This window comes from Nocardioides sp. GCM10028917 (assembly GCF_042666175.1).
Classification (GTDB): Bacteria; Actinomycetota; Actinomycetes; order Propionibacteriales; family Nocardioidaceae; genus Nocardioides.
Genome location: NZ_JBHTFL010000001.1, coordinates 183,466 through 206,367 on the forward strand (window position 1 = coordinate 183,466; position 22,902 = coordinate 206,367).

The following is a 22,902-nucleotide window of genomic DNA, read 5'->3' on the forward strand; positions in this document are numbered from 1 at the left end:
TCGGGATGTCTCTCCTGCGTAGTCCGTGACATCGGACAGGGGCCGGCTCGCGCTACCGCGTCCCCACGCGGCTGGGTTGACACCCAGGAGAGGATCTCCAGGCCGCCGGCTGCACGACGACCACGGCGAACCCGACGGGTTGGTCGCCCTGGTAGGCCAGGTGGAGCGGCGTTGGCGGGTCGCAGCCCTCTCTCAATGACGGGCAGGGCCGCCTCAACCGGAGCCGGTTCCACCTGGTCGTCGCGGTCAGCGGTGGGACAGCCCAATTCCGGGCCGCCTTCAACTGGCTGGAGGGATCGCGATCACGGAACCACCGCAACACCACTGGAATCGAGCACGCGCCCGCAGTGGCCACGGGAGCCGTCAACGAGCAAGCCGATGAGCGAGTCCCCCTATTCGATGGCGGGTGATTCGCTGGAGTCGAGACGTACGCACATGCCGATGCCCGCGCGTCGGCGCCAGCCGAGAAGCAGTGGGCGGGCCAGACGCCGGGGTTGGGGACGGGGACGCGCCAGTCACCGTCTGCTGCCTGCGGTTGAGGGTCCAGTGGAGCGTCCCGAGTTGTTACGGGATACCTGGTTGCCGTGCGCACTCCCGCGACGCGTCACTGCCCATGCCGCTGCCCCTAGGAGAGCGAAGATCGCGGCACCCAGCAGCCCGAGCGGACCACCGAGGATCGGGTGGGCATCCGGGGCGAGGATGAGCAGGATGGGTGCGATGGCGTTGAACATGCCGTGCGTGGCGGCGACGGGGATCAGGCTGCCGGTCAGCTGGCGCACCGCGGTGAGGACGAACGACATGCCGGTACAGAACGCCACCATCGACAGGACGCCGAGCCCGGGGAACTCGGGGTAGTTGTAGCCCTGGACGATCAGCGGGGCGTGCCACACGCCCCAGGCGAGGCCGATGAGCAGGTTGGCGCGCACCGGCCCGGCGGCCCGGAGCTCGTCCCACATCAGGCCCCGCCACCCGTACTCCTCGCCCATCGCAAAGACGCCGTTGATCGTCGACCCGGCCACTAGGGCACCCCACATGCCCGCCACCAGCAGCACGGCAGCGGGCGGTGGTTCACCGGCTGCATCCACCGCGTCCTGCCCGACGAGCGAGGCCGCGCCGTCCATGATCTGCTCCTGGGTCAGGGCGAGCTGACCGGTGGCGTCGACGCCGAGCAGCGCAGACCCCACCAGCACGGCCCCAAGGAACAGCAGAACGAACGCGACCACGGCGGCGGCCGGCAGCAGCAGGTACACGGCAACTGGACGCACCCCTCGCCGGGGCAGCCGGAGACGGTCGCGGCGAAACCCGCGTTCGGCGATCAGCGCCGCCACCATTGGTGAGGGCATGTAGAGCAGGGCGATGACTGCCGCTCCCATGAGGGAGTCGAGGTCGATGCCGGTGATCCGAAGCAGCGCTCCGGCGAGGGCCGCCCACCCGAGAACGATGGCGAGGTAGACCTTCAGAGTGTGGGACACGACGGTGCGCCCTTCTTGGATGTGGGGGGGGTCAGGCGCGGCTGGCCGCGCCGGCGGTGAGGGTGGCGGCACGAGGTGCGGGTACCGGTGCCGCGGTGGTGTCCCGAAGTTGCCGGACGGCAACGACGGCCGCGAGGGCCACGGTGAAGGCGACGCAGAGCCAGAACAGACGGTCGTCACCCCACAGGATGTTGAGAACAGCCCAGGCGGTGTTCATCGCTGCGTGAAACAGTGCGGCGATCAAGACGCTGCCGCCGGTGTGGTCCCACACCCAGGTCATGACCACGCTGATGGACACGACCATGACCAGGAAGCCGGCGAACGGGTAGGTCTGGCGGGTGTCATCGAGGAAGAACATCGGGATGTGCCATCCGGCCCACAGCAGACCCAGGAGTAGCCCAGCGGGCAGGGAGCCGAAGCCGGCGCGCAGGCGTGGCAGGGCCACACCGCGCCAGCCGGCCTCCTCGGTGAGCAGGTGAAGGACCAGCTGGCTCAGCAGCAGCGGCAGTACGGCGGCCAGCGGCACGAGGGCGTGGACGTCGTGCTGGCCGCCGAGCGCGAGGTGGAGACCGAGCGCGGCGACCGCCGGGAGCGCGGGAAGGGCGACCGCGGCGACGTACCAGCGGACCGGCACGCGCCACAGGATCAGTCGGGCCCCGAACGAGCGCAGAGCTGCCCGTCCGCCGAAGACGGACGTGGCGACGAGTGCAGCAACGGACACGGCGAGGAACGCGAACGGCTCGGCGGGGACGGACCAGCCGATCCAGCCGGCCTGCTGCGCGAGCGTCGTGCCCCACACGGTCCAGGACAGGCCGTAGGCGAGGGTGAAGAAGACGATCAGGGTGCTGCGGTTCCTGACCGGCAGCTCGGGGCGGGCGGTGGGCGCGGTGCCCGTCTGCATCATGCTCATCAGTCGTGTTCCTTAGGGGATGGTGCCCGCTCGCCGATGTCGGGCGTGGTGGTGTCGGTGGTGGTCGGCGCGTTGGCGTCGGGCATCAGTACGGTGGAGAACAGTCGCCGGGTGCGCCCGGGTGCCGGCGGGAGTGCGATGCGGGGGTCCAGGACGGCTCGCAGTTCGGTGACGACCGCGGACATCTCCTCATCTGTCAGGTACATGGCGTTCTGCCGGAACCCGGCCAGGTCGCGGGCCATGTCCACCTCGCCGCGGTCCAAGTAGTGGTCGAAGTCGGCGAGAAGCCCCACGACGAACGTCATGAACGCCTGGCGGTGCTCCTCGACGGTCATCTCCCGCGCCTGGTCTCCGTCGACAAGCGTCGTGCCGGTGTGCAACCGGTAGGTGCGCTCCACGGCTCCGCGGACGCGCTTCTCGTCCACGACGTCGAGGACGCCTCCCCGGGCGAGCGCCGCCACCTGGCGGTACAAAGTGGCGCTCGGAACATCGGCGATCTCCGCGCGCAGGTCGCCGGTGGTCAGCTCCCGGTCGCCGAGGAACGCTTGGACGATCCGCATGCGGACCGGGTGCAGCACGACGTCGGCCGGTCGCATGCGCTGCTCAGACTGGTCGGGGGGAGGAGTCATGGTTGACATCATTCCCACGAATGATAACAATGTCAACCATGACAACGCTCACTCTGGATGGCACCACGCTCACCGTCTCGTTTACCCGCGCAGAGAAGGTCGCCGGGTTCCTTCGCGATCAGCACGTCCCGCTTGCCGCCGTATCGGCCGTCGAGGTGGTTCCCGACGGGCTTGCGGCTGCGAAGGGACTGCGGGCCCCCGGTCTGGGGCTGCCGGGACGGCGAAAGCTAGGTACCTGGCGCTCGCGCACCGGCAAGACGCTGGTCGCTGTGCGGGGCCACGGCCCGGCCGTGCGACTGACGCTCACGGGGCACCGCTACGCCACCCTGCTCATCACCACCGACGCCCCCGAGAAGCTCCAGAGCGAACTCGCGGCGCATCTCTCGGACCGCGCACGATGACCACCCTCGACGGCGCCCAGGAGGCTCCCGTGCCCGAGTACGCCGTGACCTTTCGGTCCGGCGTGGAGACCCTTGCCGGCACCCTCGCGCTCCCTCGCGGCGAGGGCCCGCTCCCTGGCGTCCTGCTCGTGCCGGGGTCCGGACCGCTCGATCGGAACTCCGACCACAAGCGCATGCCCCTGGGCATCACCGGCCAGCTAGCCGATGCGCTCGGCACGGTGGGGGTCGCGACGTTCCGCTACGACAAGCGCGGCGTCGGCGGGAGCACCGGGAGCTGGCACACCGCCGGCTTCTACGACAATCGCGACGACGCCGCAGCCGCCCTCGAGTTCCTCGCCGCGCGCCCCGAGGTGGATCCAACTCGGATCGTCGTCCTCGGCCACTCCGAGGGCGGGCTCCACGCCGCGGGCCTGGCCGCCGCCGGCGCACCCGCCGCGGGCTTGGTCCTGCTGAGCTGCTCCGCGACACCGGGCGAGGAGTTGCTGCGCTGGCAGTCCGCACAGATCGCCCCCACCCTGCCCCGCGCGATCCGCGGCCTGCTGCGGCTCCTGCGCACCGACCTGGAGGCCCGCACCGCCAAGACGCACACCAAGATCAAGGCCACGACCACCGATGCGGCCCGCATCGAGGGCGCGAAGATCAACGCCCGCTGGCACCGAGAGTTCATGGTCCACGACCCCCGCACCGACCTCGCCCGCATCACTGTTCCGGTGCTCGCCGTCACCGGCGGCAAGGACCTCCAAGTCCCGGCCGCCGACCTTGCCACCATCCGCGACCTCGTCCCGGCCGACGTGGAGACGCACGAACTCGCCGACCTCAGCCACATCCTGCGACCCCAGCCCGGACCCGCGTCCCTGTCCGGATACAAGCGCGAGATGCGCCAACCCGTCGACCCCGAGCTCGTCGGCCTCGTCGTGGACTGGGTCAGCGCACACATGGGCGGCACACGGTGAACCAGACCTCTCCCCGACGCGGTACCGCCCACAAGAGCCCGACCTCCTCCACACTGTCACCCGTGGACATCCCCGCCCCAGACCTGCCGGACCTGGACCGCCTCGCCCTGCTCCTCGTGGACGTGCAACGCGCCTTCGATGACGCCGACTACTGGGGCACCCGCAACAACCCCGAGTGCGAGCAGAACATCGCCTCCCTCCTGGCCGAGTGGCGCGCCCACCATCGGCCCGTGGTGTTCGTCCGCCATGACTCGACCGACCCGGACTCACCGCTACGACCAGGGCAGCCAGGCAACGACTTCAAGGAAGTGGTCACCGGCACCCCGGACCTGCTCATCACCAAGCACGTCAACTCCTGCTTCCACGGCAAGCCTGACCTTCATCGGTGGCTGCGCGAACGCGAGCTGATCGGCCTCGTCGTAGCGGGCATCACGACCAACCACTGCTGCGAGACCACCGCCCGCGTCGGAGGGAACCTCGGACATCACGTCGTCTTTGTCCTGGACGCAACCCACACCTTCGACCGCCGGGCGCCGGACGGGACCGTCGTCAGCGCGGACCAGCTCGCAGCGGTTACCGCCACGAACTTGCACGAAGAGTTCGCAACGCTGGCGAACACACGGCAACTGCTGGAAGTAGCCCCCGCCACCTAACCGGAGCGGAACAACGGCGACCGCGCTGTCACGAAGCACCCGCAGCCTGGTCTCGTCCACGCTGCGTCGGTTCGCCGCTTCACGGGCCTGTTCACGCGGTGCACGTAGGCCGGCCCCGCCGGTCGTGCCATCCCTAGTGAAGCGTCTTGTCCTTCTCCTACAGCGAAGTGCGACCCCCGATCAAGCCTCATCCGGCGCTCTTCGCACGCCGGGAACATCGTCCATCGTGCCGACGCCCGCGGCCGTATGTGGGGTGTGAACAGCACGATGCGTGGCTCCCGTCCGGGCCCCGTCCGGGCCCCGTGCGCGCTCAGGGCCGAGGGTGGGACCAGGCAGCAACCGCGAACATCGGCGCGTCCGTGGAGGCACTGGGGTTACGGAACGGAACGTTGGTGAAGTCGCCGGCGTAGTAGCCGTTGTGCGGGTGTGGAGGATGGATTGGGGTGCTGACTCCGGACTCCTCCTCGAGGATTCTCTGATTGGCCATGACGGCCACCTCCTGCTGTCTCAGATTGCTGCGTGGGCGGGATGCTGATGAAGACAACACTTGCCCTGGAGGTCACCTGGTCGCGCCGGTGAGACTGCCGGGTTCTGCTCGGGGGTGGCCCCCGGGCGCGGATACCTCCTACGGCGCCGCGGCGCACCCGCCTGACGGCGGTCGGCTCGCCCGGGAATCGCGCAACCGCTACTGGTCTTGCCGCGAGGGCGTGGCGCATGCAACGCCGGTGCTCGTGACGTCCGCGGGGGCGTCGATCGCTGGCGAAGCACCGACCCTTGCGAGGTCGACGTCACGTGTCTCCGGGCCCCACCAGGCTCCGCCGAGCGCCATCAGGCTGCCGATGCCAAGGAGCACGAGCTGGGTGAGACGTTCGGGCATCAGCCGAGTGAGCCCGGTCAGGTAGAACGCGTAGAAGCTGGCCGGGACGAGCGCCAGGCTGTAGGCCATGCCGAACCCTGTGGCGCGGATGTTCGTGGCGAAGCGCTCGTTGACGTAGGAGGTGACTACTCCCCACACCGCCAGGGTGGTCACCTCGGTCGCGACTACCAGGATCGCAAGTAGCCAGCCGGCCACCGGAAGCGTCAACGTGAGGACGTAGCAGGTGAAACCGGCGGTCCCGGACACCGTGCCCCCCAGGGCGAGGGCACGACGACGCCCGACCTTCTGGCTGGTCATGCCAGCCGCTATGAAACCACCAATCACGACCGGTTGCGCGGCGAGGAGCACCGTAGTGACCCAGACCGGGGACTGGCCAAGGTGCGCAAGCAGGCGCTGCGGCAGCACTGACACGACGCTGGTGGCGACCAGCCACAGGCCGACCATCAGCACGAGGACTTGCACGAAGTCGCGCCGCGATGCGCCGCTCAGGAGCACCAGTACGGGAGCCTGCCGTGCGGCGGCCCGTGGGTCTCCCCCGGCGTCGCCGCGACCTTCGGATCCTTGACGCGCAGCCGCGGAGGCCTGCCACAGCGGTGACTCCGGGACGCGTGTTCTCCACAGGAGGAACACCAGCCCGGCCAGACCGCCGGCGAGGAACGGCACGCGCCACCCCCATGCTTGGTAGGCACCAGCGGGCAGCAGGAGGAGAAGGACCAGCACGAGCGCGGACACGGCGGCGTACGCAGCGGCGTAGGCGCTCATCAGCAGGCCACCGAACAGGCCGCGGGCGCCGGGCGGGCAGTGCTCGAACGCGAGGGGCGTGGCCGCGGTGTACTCGCCTCCGAGAAAGATGCCGTCGAGGAAGCGCAGGCCGATCAGCGCGGCCGGTGCCGCTAGTCCCCAGGTGGCGTGGCCGGGCAGCAGGCCGATGAGGATCGTGCAGACGCTGAACCCGGCGATCGATGCGAGCGTGACCCGCCGGCGACCGATGGTGTCGGCGAGGTGGCCGAAGATCAGTGCGCCGACGGGTCGCCCCAGGAGGGTGGCAGCGAACGTGACGAAGAACAGTGTGCCGGCCTGGCCGGCGGCGAGGGTCTCAGGCTGGAAGTACGCAATGGCCGGAGCGAGAGCGATCACCGGCAAGTAGATGTCGACCATGTCGACGAAGAACCCCACCCAACTAGAGCCAAGCGCACGCCGCTGGCGTCCGGTGGTGCGGCGCAGCGCCCGCCACTGACCCGCCCACGCCACCTCATACCGGTCCTGTGTCGGTGTCCCCACGGCGGCTTCCGTGCGACTTTCCGGTCCTCGCATGCCATTCAGATTTACGCGGCGGCATCGGCATCGTCAACGCCCAATCGGCCATCGCGCCACCCCTTCCCGTTAGGCAGGTCAGCGGGTCGTGGCTGCCTCTACAGACCGGGGAGCTGGGTGCGGTGGGCGTACAGCCGTTCGGCGAGCCAGGCCGCGTCGTGTCGGACGAATCCGAGCAGCGCAGACCCGCGGGAGTGCTGCCAGGGCAGGCCGATGAAGTACAGCCCGGGGACGGCGGTGACGCCTCGCTCATGGACCACGGTTCCACCGCGGGGTGTGTCGGTGACGACGCCGGGCACGTCTACCCAGGTGTAGTCGGCTGTGAACCCGGTCGACCAGATCACGCTCGCCGGGGCGAGCCTCGTGCCGTCGGCGAACTCGACGCCGTTCGGTCCGGCCCCGGTCACCCGCGGGCGGGCGTTGACGCCCAAGCTCTTGACCCGGGACAGGCTGGTGCCGATGACCACGTCTCCTCGGGCCCGCATGCGCCGGGCGAGAAGAGAGGTGGCCGGCTTGTGGATTGCGCCCGTCTTGCTCAGCCACCAGAACAGGTCGCGGCCCGCGAACCGTTGCGGCAGCTGTGGTGGCGTCGTGCCGACCGCGAGGTGCACCGGGCGTTCAAGATCACCGTCCTTGTCGCTGCTACCGGCGGGGGTGGGGTGGGTGGCCAGCTCCTCAGCAATTTGCAGGCCGGAGTTGCCGGCACCGACGACCAGCACGGGCCCGGGAGGTAGCTGGTCGGGGTTGCGGTAGTGCGCGGAGTGCACTTGCACGACTCGGTCGTTGAGGGCATCGGCCAAGCTGGGTCGGTGGGGCTTCTGGAATGCGCCGGTGGCCACCACGACCTGTCGCGCGCGCAGCGGTCCGTGGCTGGTGTGCACGGTGAACACCGGGTGCTGGCCGTTCGTGGTCGGGTGATGTTGGAGTCGGGTGACGCGATGTCCGAGGAGGATGGGCAGCTGGAACTGCTCGGCGTAGCCGGTGAGGTAGTCGGCGACGTCGTCCTTGCCGGGGTAGGTGTCCCGAGCGGCGGGGAAGTCCATGCCTGGCAGCGAGTCGTACTGGGCCGGGGAGAAGAGCCGCAGCGAGTCCCACCGTGATCGCCAGGAATGGCCGAGTTGCGGGGCCGCGTCGAGTACAACGAACCGGGCGTGCTGCTGGGTCAGGTGCCATGCAACGGCGAGTCCCGCCTGGCCGGCCCCGATCACGATGACGTCGAGGGCGTCCTGCTCTTTCCGAGCGTCCGCGGGTATGTCCGCGTGGCCAGTGTCCGGCGTGGGCGGGGTGGCGGGTGTGGTCACGGGGCGGCTCCTGGTCGAGACGAATGGTGGAAAGGGTCCGCGGGCCGCTGGGTGCGGCGTCGGGGGCACGCCTGGGGGGTCCCCTACGGCCCGCGGACCCGACTGTGGGGAACCTCGGCTTGGGCCGGGGTGCGGGTGGGTGTTCTGGTGCGGGTGCTGGAAGCTAGAAGAGGATGTTCTTGAGGGTCTGCAGGTCGGCGACGATGCCGGGATCGACCTTGCCGGGGTGGCCCGCGTCGTAGGGCGGATGCGGGTCGTACTCGATGCCGCACTGGATGGCTTCGGTGGCGCGGCGGCCGGCGATCTTGTCTGCCAGCGTGAGGGCCATGTCGACACCGACGGATACGCCAGCGGCGGTGACGTACTTGCCGTCGAACACCACCCGCTCGTCGGTCGGAGTGGCGCCGAAGTGGGCAAGATCCTCGCGGCGCATCCAGTGGCTGGTCGCCGCCCGGTCTCGCAGGAGGCCGGCTGCGGCCAGGATGAGCGACCCGGTGCACACCGACGTCGTCCAGGTCGTGGTGGTGTCGAGGTGGCGCACCCAGTCGTGGACCGCTCCCGCACCCATGTGAGCCTGCTGCCCGATGCCGCCCGGGATGACGAGGACGTCGGCGGTCTCGACGTCCTCGAGGGTGGCGTCGACGTGCAGCGCGAGGTGGCCGGTGTCGGTACGGACCGGGCCGAGACGCTCGCCGACGAAAGTGACGCGGCTGCCCGGCAGGCGCGAGAGAACCTCGTAGGGCCCGACCGCATCGAGGGCAGTGACCCGGTCGAACAGCAAGATCGCGACGCTCATCGTGGTCTGCACGGCAGGCTCCTCGCCTTGACGGCCGCCGCGGGATGCGGTGCCTGGGACGACAAACGCTACGAACCGGCGTCACCTGGTCGCGCCGGTGAAATCGCCGGGTTCAGCGTGACCGCCTGTTCGGATCGTCAGGTGAGGGCGAGCTGAGCAAGCTCGACCCGGGACGTGACGCCGGTCTTGGCGAACACGTTCCGCAGGTGGAAGTCCACGGTGCGCGGGGAGAGGAATAGTTGCGCGGCGACTTCACGGTTGGACAGGCCGTGTTGAACCTGGGTGGCGACGGCGAGTTCCTGCGCGGTGAGTTTGAGCGGCTCGAAGTTGTCGCGTTTGCGAGCGGTTTCCCCCGATGCTCGGAGTTCGGCGGCCGCGCGGTCCGCCCAGGACTTGGCGTCGAGGTCCTCGAACGTGGCCAGCGCGACGCGAAGCTGCTCGCGGGCGTCGACGCGGCGGCGGTTGCGGCGTAGCCACTCGCCGTAGGCGAGCTGGGTTCGGGCCCGGTCGAACACCCGCCCGCCGGAGTTCGGGTGCGCAGCCAACGCGGCCTCGAAGTGCTCCTCGGCCGTGTCGGGGTCCACGAGGGCGAGGGCATGGGCCGCAGCAGCACGGGCCCACGCTTGACCGGTCGCGTCGGCGAACGTGGTGAGATCCTCGACCCACAAACGCGCGGCCGCGTCCTGACCCGCGGCCACCGCCGTTTCGACCCGGTCGACGCCGGCCATGCGCTTGGTGATGTCGTGGGAGATCTGACCGAACTGGTGGAACGCGGCGGTGGGCTTGGCGCCGGAGCCCAGCGCGTGGAGCCCTTTCGCCCACCTCACCAGATCGCGGCAGATCCCGTCCAGGATGCCGACGGCCTGCGCGGCCAGCGCGGTCTCGACCTCTACCAGCAGCGGCTCGTAGGTCACTGAAGCGCGTCGTGCTGCGATGAGGAGCTGCAGCGCCTTCGGCGTTGTCGCAAGAGCGGGTTGCCCGGTCTCCTCACCCAGGGCGACGGCCTCGGCACAGCGTGCTTCGGCCGACGACCAGGCTCCGGTGGCGGTCTCGATCAGCGCGAGTCGGGTCTGGGCGTAGAGCACCATCACCATCGCGCCGGTGTCTCGGGCTCGCGACAGCAGCCGGCGGTGGTACTCGGAGGCGGCAGCGTCATCGCCCACGTGCAGCGCGGCGATGCCCAGGTTGGGCAGCAGGTCCTGGTCGGCGGCGTCGAGGACCTCAGCGGTGGCGAACACGTGCGCCATGACCGTTGCGGCGTCGTTCCAGCGGTCGTGCACGACGTGGTCGAGTCCGATGAGCAGGTCGGCGAATGCGTGCTCGCGAGCGGGCGCCTCGGGGCCGGGTGGGTTGGCGAAGTCGAGCGGCCGGAGGTCGATGCCGGAGTCGCCGCCGAACGCGGCGATCGCGGCGGCGAACATTGCCATCTCCCGGGCCCGGGCCGCGTCGTGGTTGGCGACCTCCGCGGCGGCTTGCAGGATCATCCGATGTCCGAGCTGTACCGATCCGGTGTTCCACTCCACCCGGGCTCGGAGTCGGGCGATGTCGGCGCGTAGCCCGGGGTCGGTGACGTGGGTGAGTGCCGCCTCGCTGAGGCTGCGAGCCCGGAGGGGTGTCCGGTCAGCCAGGCACAACGGGCGGCGAGGTAGAGCCGTCGGGCTCGGCCCTCGGTGTCTGTGGTGAGCTCGCTGGCGCGTTCGTAGGCCCGGGCGGCGGCTTCGTGCGCTCCGCGGCGGTGTGCGCGTGCGGCTGCTTCGTCGAGGTCGGCGACCACGGACTCGTCGGGTTCGTCCGCGGCGGCGGCGCGGTGCCAAGCGCGCCGGTCGGGATCAGCTCGTCCAGACACCGCCGCTGCAGTTTGGGACGCGTCATCGGGGTTGGGCGTCAGCGCGTCGGCCAGCGCTTGGTGTGCGGCCCGACGCGCGACCGTGGTGGCGCCGGTGTAGATGGCCGAACGCACCAAGGGGTGCCGCATCTCCAGCACTCCGTCAGTCACGGTGACCAGCCCGGATCGCTCGACCTCGTCCAGGGCGTCAGGGTCGACGCCCAGTGCACGGGCCGCGGCGCGTATGACTGCGATCTCGGTCGAGTCGTCAGTGGCTGCGATGAGGAGCAGCCGTTGCGCGTCCGGGCCGAGACGCCCGGCGCGCTCGGCAAACACCCGCTCGACGCCGCCGGTGACTGGGAGCCTCCCGGGCAGCGGCGCGCTTCCTTCGAGCTGTCCGGCCGTGAGGACCTCGGGAAGCTCCACGAGCGCCAACGGGTTCCCGCCGGTCGCGGCGAGCAGCTGCGCGGACACCTCCGGGGATACGAGACCCCCGGATCGGTCGGCGAGCAGGTCGCCCACTGCCGTCCGGTCGAGGCCGCTCAAGCGGAGAGCGGGCAGGTCGCCGGCGTCGAAGGTGCGCACGTCCCCGTCTCGGGCTCCGAACAGCAGCGCGACGCGCTCCATGTTCAGGCGCCGGGCCGCGAACAGCAGGGCCGCGGCTGACGCCTCGTCCAGCCAGTGGGCGTCGTCGATGACAGCGACGACCGGCTGCGTGTCGGCCGCGGCGGAGAAGAGGTTCAGGGTGCCCAGGAACACCCGGAACCGGTCACCATCGGCCGCGTCCGGAGAGACGTCCTGATCGTGGACCTCCCCGAACGCCACCCGCAGCGCGTGGGCCTGCGGCGCCGCGATGTCATCCGCATGCCGGCGCATCAGCGGCCGCAACAGCCGCTGCAGCGCGGCAAACGGTAGCGGCGCCTCGGACTCGATGCCTTGGGTGTGGAGCACCGTGACGCTTGAGTCGACCAGCAGAGGGGCGACGGCGTCGGCCAGCAGTGCGGACTTCCCGACGCCCGGCTCGCCGCGCACGACCAGCACGCCTCCGGTCCCCGCACGTGCCGACTCAAGCAGGGCACCGATCTGCGCCTGCTCGATCCCCCGCCCGTGGATCCGCACGGCGCGAGGTTACCTCCATCGCGCGACATCGCGCCGGACCGAACCTTGCATCGGCCGCCACCAGCGCCGATGCAGAGCCTCGCCGCGTCACCGGCGCGATGGACGAGGAACCCGGTGACGAACCCGGTGATTCAGCCGGTGCGACCCCATCCCCCGCCGGCGCAACATCAGCCCAGTCACTTCGCCACCCGGGCGGAGCCCCGCACAGACAGGACACGCGCATGCAGACCTCCAGCCCCGACACCCGCACCACGACCAGCCTTCAGGTAGCCGGCATGACCTGCGACCACTGCGCCATGGCCGTCGGCCGTGAGCTCGACGCCCTGCCCGGCGTCCAGACCGTCCAGGTCAGCCTGCCCACCGGTGAGGTCACGGTCACCCACGACCAGCCCCTGGACCCGCAGCAGGTCGCCCACGCGATCGACGAGGCCGGCTACCAGTTCGTCTCCTGACGCATCACGCCCTTCCGAGGGCCTCGCAGCTCACCGCATCCCCTGCCACAAACGGAGCACACCATGACCGTGACCACCCCCAACAGCGCCCAACCTGGGACCAACACCCCGGCCCCGGGCAGCGAGAACACCACCGTCGAGTGCACCCTCGACATCGGCGGAATGACCTGCGCCTCCTGCGTGGGCCGCGTCGAGAAGGCCCTCAAAAGGGTCGACGGGGTGGTCACGGCCACGGTCAACCTGGCGAACGAGACCGCGGTGGTCATCTACCAACCGCAGACCACGTCCACCCAGACGATGACCGAGGCGGTCGTGAAGGCCGGCTACACCGGCACCCCGCGTCCCACCGCCGCCGCCAACGCCAACGCCTCGGCCTCCGCCGACACGAACGCTTCCCCCGCCTCCCAGAGCGCCCCTGCGACGCGACCCGAGTCAGGTGCAGCGGGTGACCAGGTCGACGAACTCGACCGGCGCCGCGACCACGAGATCGCCGCACTGAAGAGGCGCTGGCAGGTGGCGCTCACCACTGGCCTGGGGCTGATGGCGATCATGTACGTGCCGATCCACCTGGACACCATGGACTGGCTCATGCCCGCCATCTTCGTGGTCGCCACGGTCGTGCAGGCCTGGGCCGGCGCAGACATCTACAAGGCCGCGTGGGCCGTGGCCAAGCACCGCGGCACCAGCATGAACACCCTCGTCGCGCTCGGGACGGGCGTCGCCTACGGCTACTCCGCGTTCGTCACGTTGTGGCCCGGCCTCGCCGAGAAGTGGGGCCTGCCCCTGCACGTGTACTTCGAAACGGCCCTGGTCATTGTCGCGCTCGTTCTGATGGGCCGCTGGCTCGAACTGCGCGCCAAGAAGCGCACGGCGGCCTCCATCAAGGCGCTCGTCGGGCTCGTCCCCACCACCGCCCGGGTTGTCACCCGTCACCCCGACGGACACCTCACCGAGACCGACGTCCCGTTGGACGAGGTGGGGGTCGGGGCCGTCGTCCGGGTCCGACCCGGAGAAAAGATCCCCCTCGACGGCACGGTTGTCGAGGGCGCCTCCAGCGTCGACGAATCGATGCTCACCGGGGAGTCCGTGCCCGTCACGAAGACCGCCGGCGACACGGTCATCGGCGCGACCTTCAACGGCACCGGCAGCCTCTTGATGGAGGTCACGGCCACCGGCGCCGACGGCACCCTCGCGCAGATCGTCCACCTGGTCGAGAACGCCCAGGGCTCGAAGGTCCCCATGCAGAGGCTCGCCGACACGGCGGCCGCCTGGTTCGTCCCCGCGGTCCTGCTGGTCGCCGCCGCGAACTTCGTCCTCTGGGCCACGCTGGCCGGAACCGGGACCGGTGGGTCCCTCACCCTGGCCATCAACACCACCGTCGCGATCCTCATCATCGCGTGCCCCTGCGCGCTCGGGCTGGCCACCCCGACGGCGGTCATGGTTGGCACCGGCAAGGCCGCCGAGCTCGGCATCCTCATCGGAGACGGCGAAGCGCTGGAGACCACCCGCCGAGTCACCGCTGTGGTCCTGGACAAGACGGGCACCATCACCCGAGGCCGCCCCGACCTCACCGCCGTGCACACCACCACCTCGTGGGCGCACCGCCGCGACGAACTCATTGCCCTGGTCGGCGAAGCCGAAGCCGGCAGCGAGCACCCCGTCGCCGCCGCCATCACCGCCCACGCCACCCATCACGGATCGCACGACGGGCGCCGTACGACGTCGTTCGAGGCCGTCCCCGGGCATGGCATCATCGCGACACTGCGGACCATCGAGGGCGAGCCGCAGGTCCTGGTCGGCAACCAGGCCCACATGAGGGCCCAGCAGGTCGACACCGCGCTGCTGGCCGAGACCGCTGCGGAGGCCGCTGCTCAGGGCGGCACCCCGATGTACGCCGCCGTCGATGGGCAGCTGGCCGGCCTGTTCGTGGTCGCCGACCCGATCAAGCCGGAGTCGGCCGACGCGATCGCCCAGCTCAAAGCGCTAGGCCTCGAGGTGTGGATGGTCACCGGCGACAACACCGGCACCGCCCACGCGATCGCCACCCAGGTCGGCATCGACCACGTGATGGCCGAAGTGCTCCCCGCAGACAAGGCCCGCCGGGTCGCCTCCCTCCAGGCCGCCGGGCACACCACCGCCATGGTCGGGGACGGAATCAACGACGCCCCGGCCCTCGCCCAGGCCGACCTTGGCATCGCGATCGGCACCGGCACCGACGTCGCCATCGCCGCCTCGGACATCACGCTGGTCGGCGGGGACCTGCGCACCATCGTCTCCGCCATCGCGTTGTCGCGACGCACCGTGGCCACCATCAAGCAGGGCCTGGCCTGGGCGTTCGCGTACAACGTGCTGCTCATCCCCGTCGCGGCCGGCGCCCTGTACTGGTGGCACGACCTGCTCCTCGACCCGGTGCTGGCCTCGGCCGCGATGGCCATGAGCTCGGTCAGCGTGGTCACCAACGCGCTGCGGCTGCGCCGCTTCACCCCGCCCGCCACCGTGGCCGAGCTCGAGCACCCGCCCCTGCGCGCCCGGGCCAGCCAGTGGGCCTACCTGGCCACCGTCGCCGTCCTCGCACTCGCCCTTGGCGCCGGGTTCACCGCCGCGTCCCGTACCGACGCCGCCGAGCGCGGCATGAACGGGCTCCTCGCCTGGTCCGAAGGCATGGGCATGCCGATGCGGCCCGCGATGTCAGTCATGGAGGAGACCGAAGTCGAGCCGATCACCCCCAATGACGCCGGACTCAGCGTCACCGTCGACGGTCCGTCCCCGATCGTGCCGGGCCAGCCGGCCACCCTGACCGTGTCGGTGCGCGACACCGAGACCGGCGAGCCGATCGAGGACCTGGTCCGCACCCACCAGGTGTGGATGCACCTCATCCTGACCCGGGCCGACCTCGGCACGTTCGCGCACATTCACCCCGAACCGACCGGCACGCCGGGAGTGTTCGCCGTGAGCGCCGACTTCCCGACCGGGGGCGACTTCACCGCGCACATCGAGTTCCGGCAGCAAGGCCAGATGACTGACGTGCTCGCCACGATCCCGCTGCAGGTCGCCGGTACTGCCCCGGCGCCGGTGCGCGTGCCGGACGGTGACGTGCGCACTCAGGTCGAGGCGGGAATCCGAGTCGACCTGCACGGCGACGCCGTCCTCGTCGACGAAAGCGACCTGCACTTCGAGTTCAGCGACGCCACCACCGGGGAGCCGGTCGACGACCTGCGGCCCTACCTCGGCGCTGCTGGGCACGTCGCGGTCATTTCTGCCGACGGCACACGATTCTCCCACCGGCACGCGGAAACCCTCGACGACCAGGGCCGCCCGGTTCTCGCCGTCCCCGGCACCCGGTTCGGCCCCGATCTAGGACTGCACGTCCGGTTCGAGGAGCCCGGCGCCTACCGGCTGTTCGCCCAGTTCCGGCTCGCCGATGACAGCGTCATCACCGTCCCGTTCGTCATCCACACCGACACCGCACGATGAAGTGAGGCCTCGACCCTCCTCGCCGCCGTCTACGACGAGGAGGGTCGAGGTCCACACTGCCTGCTCGAGCGCGGGTGCCCCTGCGCCGACGGTAAGCCGGATGGCTGATGGTCGAAGGCCGACCCGTGCTGGCAGGCGACTCGATCGGCGGCCCGTACGCCATGACGTACGCCGAGCAGTACCCCGCGGGGGTGGCTGAGATGGTGCTGCTGGACAGCACGACTCCTCGCCAGTTCGACGCCATCCCTGCCTACCCCATGCAGTACGCCATGATGCGGCGCGCCTAGGGGGTCCTTCCGTCGCTGGCCCGGATGGGCCTCGGAGCAGCCCTCGCCGGGTCGCACCTCCCGGCCGACGACGCGGCACCTGTGGACGCCATGTCTGCGACGCCCCGCGCCGGGCGCAAGGCCCGCGACGAGCTCTCCATGCTCCCCATCGTGTTCGAGCAGGCTCGAGCGCTGACCTCGCTCAGCGACCGACCGCTCGTCGTACTGACCAGTGCGGAGAACGCCCGGGACAGCGACGGCTGGACGGAAGCGCAGGAGGAGATGGCCGGGCTGTCCAGCAACGCCGTCCGGCGGGACGCAGCCACCAGCCATGCCGGCATCGTCGAGGACGCCAATGGGGCTGCCGCCTCGGTGGAGGCCATTGCCTCCGTCATCCGTGCAGTACGCACAGGCGCGGTTGTCGCGACCCCCTGACCAGCACTGAGCGGCGCCGACCGGTGCCGACCGCAGCCAGGCGACCAAACCGCCGCCAACCCGGCCGCCAACCCGGCCATTCGACCGGTTCGAGCGAGCCCGTACAGCGAGATCGTGAAGAACCCAGCCGACAACGGCTCCAACCGACAAGGCGGTGAGAACGATGGACAAGATCACCACGATCTCGGACACCGGGACCTCAAACACGACACCGGTTCGCGCCACCACCGGTGGCGGCACGCCCGGCGTCTGCTGGTGCGGGCAGGACATGGATTGCGTCCGAGGCCGCCACTGCCCTCGATGCGGCACGGCGCGGGCCACCCGGTGCGAAGCCGCGCTGCCCCGACTGGCCGCGTGAGACCCGCGCCATGACCACCACGACCACCGCGCCCTCAGCCACGCCCACGGCGACGACACGGCCCGCCCGGGTCACGCTCGGCCTGCTGGTGTCCGCGCAGTTCCTCGTCATGCTCGACACCGATCGCGAACGTCGCGCTGAGGCCGGGGCGTCGGTCAACGTCGTCGCGAGAGTGGTGCCGGCCTCGGGGGCAGGAGGTGTCGCCACGCGGCAAAGGCGCTGGCCAGCACAACGAGGGACACGATGATGAGCGGCGGCAGCATGTCCTCGAAGCCTTCCACCGTCATAAGGACCATGGCGGCGACGATGCTGGTGCCCATCAGCACGGAGAACACAAGAAGTGGACCGGCGAAGAACTGCCCGACCGCGCGGCCCTTCAGCGTCTGCCAGCCGGCAATTGCCATCGCCGGGAGCAGGATCGCAAGGTCGATGACGTGGACGGGGTTCACCCAGAGGCCGGCCTCGACCACGCTCGGCGGCACCTCCCCCGACATCGTTGCCGGAACGAGCTCGCTGAGCCAGAGCAGGCCGAACAGCGCTGCAATGCCCATGGAGGTGTAGCCGACGACCCGCCGGCCGGCAGGCTCGGGCAAGGTCTCGCTCTCAGCGCGCAGCCGGTTCACCGAGAACATCACGGCGTACGCACTGAGGCCCAGCACCGCCACATAGACGAGGAACAGCTGGTTGAAGTGCACAGCGACGGAGTAGATCGTGTAGGCGTACGCCAGGTAGAGCAACGTGCCCAGCCACACCAGCGCGGCGCGATGTGAACCTCTCGCTCCGGCGCGGCCACTGATCAGCAGTACGACCACGGCCACCAGGTTGCCGACGTCCTGACCCCGCGCCTGTGCAGCCCAGTTCGCCGTCTCCTCACCATAGACACCGGGGTTCGTCAGACCCAGCACGCTGGCGAGCGCAACCAGCACAGAGATCGTCCACGACCAGAGCCAGATCGACTTGGTGTCCTGCTCGCCCAAGCTCGCGTGCCTCACAGCAGGCGCACTCGCACCCGACTCGCCACGTTGTCTCAAACCCAGGTCCTCCATGCCTCCAGAGTGCTCCTCGCTGTTAGCTGGCAGCAGGGTCCTTGGTCCCGGCGCACCCCGCCCGAATGCCCGATAACCATAGGAGCCGACGCCGCGGCTAGAGGAGGGCCGCGGAACCAGCGCAGTTCACGCTGCGGGTGGTGGCCTGGAAGTAGCAGGACTCATCCAGAGCCTGGGGTGCCCTCCATCAGGTCGCCGGGTGGAAATGGAGGGCCTGACGCTAGGCAGCACGCCGGATGGGAAGCACAGCAGCCGCGGCGGCCAGAGCGCAGGCTGCGGCGACCGCGTACAGGACGGAGTAGTTGTCGTGCCCCAGGGCGAGCAGTCCCGGGGCCAGGGCGGGTGCGAGGGCGAAGGGCGCTGCGCCTGCGATGTTCAGGACGCCGAGATCCTTCGCCGCGGTGAGCGGGTCGGTCAGCACGTCCGCTACCAGGGCCAGGTCGACCGAGATGTACATGCCGAAGCCGACGCCGCCAACGGCCATGGCCACGAGGTAGCCCGCAACGCTGCTCGAGGCGGCAAGGAGTACGAGTGCTGCGGCGTAGACGACGGCCGCCAGAACGATGAACGGCTTCCGACGGCCGACGCGGTCCGACAGTCGGCCCGCGAGGGGTGCGACGAGGACGAGGCACAGCGACTGCACGACTGTTCCCAGGTAGACCTGTCGAGGAACGTCGGGTTCCGCAATGCCGACCTCAGCCAGGAGGTAGTAGGCCTGGTAGGTCACCAGGAATGCGTAGGCCATGATGAAGAGGAAGCGGCTGAAGAAGGCCCATGCGAAGTCGGGGTTGCGTCGAGGGTTGACGTAGAAGGTGCCGGCGAGTTCCCGCAGCGACCAGGCGGGCTTGTCCTGCGGAGAGAGGCGGCGGTCTGATAGCCGCCACGCGAACAGCAGGACGGCCGCGGCTCCGACGCCGCACGGCACAAGGAACATGAGCAGCATCGAGCCCCTGAACGCTTGGACGAGGTAGGTGCCGACGACCGACGCCACCGGCACGCTCAACCCGAGAAGCCCAGAGACCATCCCTCGCTGCTCGGACGGGACCTGGTCGGGCAGGACCGCCGTTTGAGCGGCCAGGATGGCGTTGAAGAACACCTGGCACACGCACCAACCCACGAGGACGACCGTGATGCTCGTGGCGGTTGCGACGGTCAGGGTCCCGGCCGCTCCGAGAGCCACCCCTGTCACCATCCAGGGGCGTCGCATCCCGATGCGCGAGGTGGTGCGGTCGCTGAGCCGCCCGAACAACGGGTTGGCCACGATGGAGAACAGCGACCCGATGCCGGTGACCATGGCCAGTTTGGCCGGAGCGGCCTCGATGCCGACGAGGTCGTTCACCTTCAAGGCCAAGGACACCAACAGGGGCGCCAGGAACAGCAGCGAACCGCCCGTGTACGAGAGCGCGTACAGGGTGACAAACCTCCACCCGACTCGCACCGGCGCCGACCCTCTCTGCACCTCAGGCATGCAATCCCACCCGGGCGGGCCGGTGCTCGCAGCGCGGTCAGCGCTCCCCTGGTCGGCGCCGGCCATGACGTGCTCCGTACGGTCGCCCGAGAAGGATGATGCGGATGTAGGCGCCACCGGTGCGCCCGGTTCACCCGCCTGACGACAGCCCGGACACCGATGACGGCTTGCTCAGGAGTCCAGCATGACTCACGACGGGTGGCCGCGGGAGTCGGCCTTGGCGGTGGTCTTGACCACAGATTCAGCAGACGAAAGCAAGCCCCCTACGCTCGATAGCACGACGTGTCGTAGGAGGGAGCGCCAGCGGTGGATGCTCTGGTGCAGACCAAGCTCCTCTTTCCGCGACCTCGCCGCGCGCTCGTGCCCCGTCCCCGCCTCAGCGACGCGCTTCACCGGGGGCGCGACGCCGCGTTGATCCTGGTGTCAGCTCCTGCCGGGTTCGGCAAGACAACGCTGCTGGCGGCAGCGCTACAAGAACGAATCGCCGAGGGTCCGAACATCACGACCGTGGCGTGGGTGTCGCTGGATCCACGTGATGGAGACGCAGCCCGGTTCTGGACCTACGCCCTGCAGGCTCTCGACGTCGCCAGCCCGGGGTGCGCCGCAGCCGCCCTGAGCCAGCTAGAAGGGGGGCAGAGCCTCCTGGCAGACGTCATCACCTCGCTCATCAACGAGCTCAGTGTCCGCCCGGATGACGTGACCTTGGTCCTCGACGACTACCACCTCGCCGACACCCCCGACGTTGGCGACGCCCTCTCGTTCCTCCTTGACCATCGACCACCACAGCTGCACCTGATCATCAGCACACGAGCGGACCCCGCCTTGCCGCTCCCCCGGCTGCGGGCTCGCGGTGAGCTCGTCGAGATTCGCGCCAGCGACCTCCGCTTCACCGCCGACGAGGCTGAGACCTACCTCAACACCGTCCACGACCTTAGGCTCTCAGCCTCCGCCGTGGACGCTCTCGAGTCGCGAACCGAGGGCTGGGTTGCTGCACTGCAGCTCGCAGCCCTGTCGCTGCACGGGCACGACGACGCGGCGTCGTTCATCGCGACCTTCGCCGGGGACGACAGGTTCGTCGTGGACTACCTGGTCGATGAGGTGCTCGACCAGCAGCCGGCAACGCTGCGCCGGTTCCTGCTCGACACCTCCGTCCTGGATCGCCTGAGCGGTGCTCTGTGCGACGCCGTCACCGCAGGAAGCGGCGGACGCGGTCTCCTCGAGACGCTGGAACGACGCAACCTGCTGCTCATCCCGCTCGATGACCAACGCCACTGGTACCGCTACCACCACCTGTTCGCCGACGTGCTGCTCTCCCGGCTCCTCGCCGAGCGCCCTGAGGACGTCCCGGAGCTGCATCGGCGAGCCAGCCGTTGGTACGAGCAGGCCGGACACCCCGAACCGGCGGTTCGGCACGCGTTCGCGGCCGGGGACGTCGACCTTGCGGCCGACCTCATCGAAGTCGCAGCACCCAGTTTGCGTCGCCACCGGGCCGAGGGGACGTTGCGCAGCTGGCTGTCCCAGCTGCCGCCCGCCGTGCTGGACAAGCGTCCCGTCTTGGCCAACGAGTTCATCGGCGCGCTCATGTCCACCAGCTCCTTCGAGGACGTCGGAGACCGGCTCGACGCGTTGGAGAGGTCTCTCGCTGCGGCGCCAGACATGTTCGTCATCCGCAATGACGCCGAGTGGCGGAGGTTGCCGGCGGTCCTGGCGATGCACCGGGCAGCGTTCGCCCTGGTGAAAGGGGACCACGGCGCGACCATCGCACATGCTGAGACCGCGCTGGCTCGGGCCACTGCCGATGACCAGCTGACCGTTGGTGGCGCCTCTGCCATCAAGGGTCTGGCCGCGTGGTCCGCCGGAGACTTGGCGTCGGCGCTCAAGGCGTACCGGATCTCAGCGGACTGCATGGCTGCCGCCGGGTACATCTCGGACGTGCTCGGTTGCACCGTGACGCTGGTGGATCTGGAACTACAGCTGGGTCGTTTGGACCAAGCTCACCGCGCGGCCGCCCGCGGCCTGGAGCTCGCCGGCGCCGCCGGTGACGAGGGGGTGGTGCGCGGGACGGCGGACATGTGGGTGGCATTGGCCCGCGTCGCATGGGAGAGAGGCGACACCGTGGGGGCCGAGGAGAACCTGAACCGCGCCTCAGACCTCGGTGAATCCGCTGGCCTTCCGCAGCAGCCGTACCGATGGCGGGTGGCGATGGCCCACCTCCGCGAAGCGCAGGGCGATGTGGCCTCCGCGGACACGCTGCTTTGCGAGGCTGAGCGCCTGTTCAACAGCGACTTCTCACCCGTCGTGCGGCCGATCCCAGCCGTCCGCGCCCGGCTTCACATCCACGACGGAGACCTAGCCGCCGCACGCAGCTGGGCCACCTCCGCGGGCGTGGCTGCCGCCGACGAAGTCACCTATCTGCGCGAGTACGAGCACGTCACGTTGGCCCGCCTCCTGCTGGCCGAACATGCCGACACACACGACGACACCCACCTTTCGCAGGCCCTCTCCCTGCTGGAGCGGCTGCACCGGGCAGCCGACGCCGGCGGACGGACCGCGGTGGTGGTCGAGACCATGGTCCTCCAGGCGGTCGCTCACGACCGGGCGGAGCGCACCGACGAGGCCGTGCGCCGGTTGATGCCGGCCGTCGAGCTGGCTCAGCCGCGCGGCTGGGTTCGCCCGTTCACGAGCGAAGGACGGCGCGTGCGTGAGCTGCTCACACTCCTGCCACGTTCAGAGTCCGGATTCGCTCGCACCGTCGACGCGGCGGTCGGCGGGCACCCGGCGCACATCCGAGCGCAGTCGTCACCAGCCGCGAACGTCGCCGACGTGCCTGTGTCTGTGCCCGGGCCGTCCGCTGAGCCGTTGACCCTCGTCGCGGCGCTGAGCAGTCGGGAACAGGACGTGCTGCGGTTGTTGGCCTCAGACCTCGACGGCCCCTCGATCGCCCGACACCTGAACGTGTCCTTGGCGACGGTGCGCACCCACACTCAGCACATCTACGCCAAGCTCGGCGTGAACAACCGGCGCGCCGCCGTTCGACGTGGCCATCAGCTGAACCTCTGACCCTCCCGCGGCGGCCCGTCCCACAGCGCTGCAAAGTCGCAGTTCCCGCGCTCCTGCCCTACGAGGCCGCGGGCCGGTCTGCCTTCACATGGC

Annotated in this window: 18 protein-coding genes; 8 read left to right on the top strand and 10 right to left on the bottom strand. The window is 69.9% G+C overall.

Features of this window, described 5'->3' with window-relative positions; genetic code table 11:
• Positions 1-515 precede the first annotated feature (515 nt).
• The 3 genes from ACFQW6_RS00850 to ACFQW6_RS00860 are packed head-to-tail and all read right to left on the bottom strand — an operon-like array spanning position 516 to position 3,011.
• Positions 516-1,472: a CPBP family intramembrane glutamic endopeptidase gene (locus ACFQW6_RS00850; RefSeq protein WP_378540294.1), complete on the bottom strand. Its 957-nt coding sequence runs from the start codon at positions 1,470-1,472 to the stop codon at positions 516-518.
• A 31-nt stretch (positions 1,473-1,503) separates the two neighbouring features.
• On the bottom strand, positions 1,504-2,382 hold the full coding sequence (locus tag ACFQW6_RS00855; RefSeq protein ID WP_378540295.1) for a type II CAAX prenyl endopeptidase Rce1 family protein: 879 nt from the start codon (positions 2,380-2,382) through the stop codon (positions 1,504-1,506).
• Entirely contained in the window at positions 2,382-3,011 is a 630-nt protein-coding gene (locus tag ACFQW6_RS00860) for a helix-turn-helix domain-containing protein (protein ID WP_378540296.1), read from the bottom strand. Before ACFQW6_RS00860 ends, ACFQW6_RS00855 begins: the two co-directional genes overlap by 1 nt.
• A gap of 38 nt (positions 3,012-3,049) precedes the next feature.
• Between ACFQW6_RS00860 and ACFQW6_RS00865 the strand changes: the two genes are divergently transcribed.
• From ACFQW6_RS00865 to ACFQW6_RS00875, 3 genes are all read left to right on the top strand, one after another.
• Entirely contained in the window at positions 3,050-3,412 is a 363-nt protein-coding gene (locus ACFQW6_RS00865; protein WP_378540297.1) for a hypothetical protein, read from the top strand.
• On the top strand, positions 3,409-4,365 hold the full coding sequence (locus tag ACFQW6_RS00870) for an alpha/beta hydrolase family protein (RefSeq protein ID WP_378540298.1): 957 nt from the start codon (positions 3,409-3,411) through the stop codon (positions 4,363-4,365). The genes ACFQW6_RS00865 and ACFQW6_RS00870 overlap by 4 nt, the downstream gene beginning before the upstream one ends.
• A gap of 62 nt (positions 4,366-4,427) precedes the next feature.
• Positions 4,428-5,018, top strand: a complete 591-nt coding sequence (locus ACFQW6_RS00875) for a cysteine hydrolase family protein (protein ID WP_378540299.1) — start codon at positions 4,428-4,430, stop codon at positions 5,016-5,018.
• 685 nt (positions 5,019-5,703) lie between these two features.
• Here ACFQW6_RS00875 and ACFQW6_RS00880 read toward each other — a convergent pair.
• The 5 genes from ACFQW6_RS00880 to ACFQW6_RS00900 all read right to left on the bottom strand — a co-directional run bounded on the left by ACFQW6_RS00880 (position 5,704) and on the right by ACFQW6_RS00900 (position 12,250).
• Positions 5,704-7,071 (bottom strand): MFS transporter, encoded by a 1,368-nt coding sequence (locus ACFQW6_RS00880; protein WP_378540300.1) that lies wholly within the window; start codon positions 7,069-7,071, stop codon positions 5,704-5,706.
• Positions 7,072-7,307: 236 nt separating this feature from the next.
• Positions 7,308-8,510 (bottom strand): flavin-containing monooxygenase, encoded by a 1,203-nt coding sequence (locus ACFQW6_RS00885; protein WP_378540301.1) that lies wholly within the window; start codon positions 8,508-8,510, stop codon positions 7,308-7,310.
• 163 nt (positions 8,511-8,673) lie between these two features.
• Positions 8,674-9,318 (bottom strand): DJ-1/PfpI family protein, encoded by a 645-nt coding sequence (locus ACFQW6_RS00890; protein ID WP_378540302.1) that lies wholly within the window; start codon positions 9,316-9,318, stop codon positions 8,674-8,676.
• 125 nt (positions 9,319-9,443) lie between these two features.
• On the bottom strand, positions 9,444-10,790 hold the full coding sequence (locus ACFQW6_RS00895; RefSeq protein WP_378540303.1) for a LuxR C-terminal-related transcriptional regulator: 1,347 nt from the start codon (positions 10,788-10,790) through the stop codon (positions 9,444-9,446).
• A complete protein-coding gene (locus ACFQW6_RS00900) occupies positions 10,787-12,250 on the bottom strand; it encodes an AAA family ATPase (RefSeq protein ID WP_378540304.1) in 1,464 nt (487 codons plus the stop codon). The genes ACFQW6_RS00895 and ACFQW6_RS00900 overlap by 4 nt, the downstream gene beginning before the upstream one ends.
• 221 nt (positions 12,251-12,471) lie before the next feature.
• On the opposite strand from ACFQW6_RS00900, the gene ACFQW6_RS00905 reads away from it, so the two are divergent.
• The 4 genes from ACFQW6_RS00905 to ACFQW6_RS00920 all read left to right on the top strand — a co-directional run bounded on the left by ACFQW6_RS00905 (position 12,472) and on the right by ACFQW6_RS00920 (position 16,877).
• Positions 12,472-12,702: a heavy-metal-associated domain-containing protein gene (locus ACFQW6_RS00905; RefSeq protein WP_378540305.1), complete on the top strand. Its 231-nt coding sequence runs from the start codon at positions 12,472-12,474 to the stop codon at positions 12,700-12,702.
• A 63-nt stretch (positions 12,703-12,765) separates the two neighbouring features.
• Positions 12,766-16,176, top strand: a complete 3,411-nt coding sequence (locus ACFQW6_RS00910) for a heavy metal translocating P-type ATPase (RefSeq protein WP_378540306.1) — start codon at positions 12,766-12,768, stop codon at positions 16,174-16,176.
• 107 nt (positions 16,177-16,283) lie between these two features.
• Complete coding sequence (locus tag ACFQW6_RS00915) at positions 16,284-16,463, top strand: hypothetical protein (RefSeq protein WP_378540307.1); 180 nt, start codon at positions 16,284-16,286, stop codon at positions 16,461-16,463.
• Positions 16,464-16,487: 24 nt separating this feature from the next.
• Positions 16,488-16,877 carry a hypothetical protein gene (locus tag ACFQW6_RS00920; protein ID WP_378540308.1) on the top strand — a complete coding sequence of 130 codons (390 nt, stop codon included), beginning with the start codon at positions 16,488-16,490 and terminating at the stop codon, positions 16,875-16,877.
• A 513-nt stretch (positions 16,878-17,390) separates the two neighbouring features.
• Here the strand turns inward: ACFQW6_RS00920 and ACFQW6_RS00925 are convergent.
• Positions 17,391-18,212 carry a hypothetical protein gene (locus ACFQW6_RS00925; protein WP_378540309.1) on the bottom strand — a complete coding sequence of 274 codons (822 nt, stop codon included), beginning with the start codon at positions 18,210-18,212 and terminating at the stop codon, positions 17,391-17,393.
• 289 nt (positions 18,213-18,501) lie between these two features.
• The gene (locus ACFQW6_RS00930) at positions 18,502-19,815 is read right to left on the bottom strand and encodes an MFS transporter (protein WP_378540310.1); all 1,314 of its coding nucleotides are present in this window, start codon (positions 19,813-19,815) and stop codon (positions 18,502-18,504) included.
• 252 nt (positions 19,816-20,067) lie between these two features.
• Here ACFQW6_RS00930 and ACFQW6_RS00935 point away from each other — a divergent pair, with 252 nt between their 5' ends.
• Entirely contained in the window at positions 20,068-22,809 is a 2,742-nt protein-coding gene (locus ACFQW6_RS00935) for a LuxR C-terminal-related transcriptional regulator (protein WP_378540311.1), read from the top strand.
• Positions 22,810-22,902: the final 93 nt, after the last annotated feature.

Coding starts and splice junctions, on each gene's coding strand:
- ACFQW6_RS00920 (WP_378540308.1), top strand. CDS start 16,488: ATGGGCCTCGGAGCAGCCCTCGCCGGGTCGCACCTCCCGGCCGACGAC.
- ACFQW6_RS00860 (WP_378540296.1), bottom strand. CDS start 3,011: ATGACTCCTCCCCCCGACCAGTCTGAGCAGCGCATGCGACCGGCCGAC.
- ACFQW6_RS00895 (WP_378540303.1), bottom strand. CDS start 10,790: ATGATCCTGCAAGCCGCCGCGGAGGTCGCCAACCACGACGCGGCCCGG.
- ACFQW6_RS00870 (WP_378540298.1), top strand. CDS start 3,409: ATGACCACCCTCGACGGCGCCCAGGAGGCTCCCGTGCCCGAGTACGCC.
- ACFQW6_RS00910 (WP_378540306.1), top strand. CDS start 12,766: ATGACCGTGACCACCCCCAACAGCGCCCAACCTGGGACCAACACCCCG.
- ACFQW6_RS00855 (WP_378540295.1), bottom strand. CDS start 2,382: ATGAGCATGATGCAGACGGGCACCGCGCCCACCGCCCGCCCCGAGCTG.
- ACFQW6_RS00915 (WP_378540307.1), top strand. CDS start 16,284: ATGGTCGAAGGCCGACCCGTGCTGGCAGGCGACTCGATCGGCGGCCCG.
- ACFQW6_RS00930 (WP_378540310.1), bottom strand. CDS start 19,815: ATGGCCGGCGCCGACCAGGGGAGCGCTGACCGCGCTGCGAGCACCGGC.
- ACFQW6_RS00865 (WP_378540297.1), top strand. CDS start 3,050: ATGACAACGCTCACTCTGGATGGCACCACGCTCACCGTCTCGTTTACC.
- ACFQW6_RS00905 (WP_378540305.1), top strand. CDS start 12,472: ATGCAGACCTCCAGCCCCGACACCCGCACCACGACCAGCCTTCAGGTA.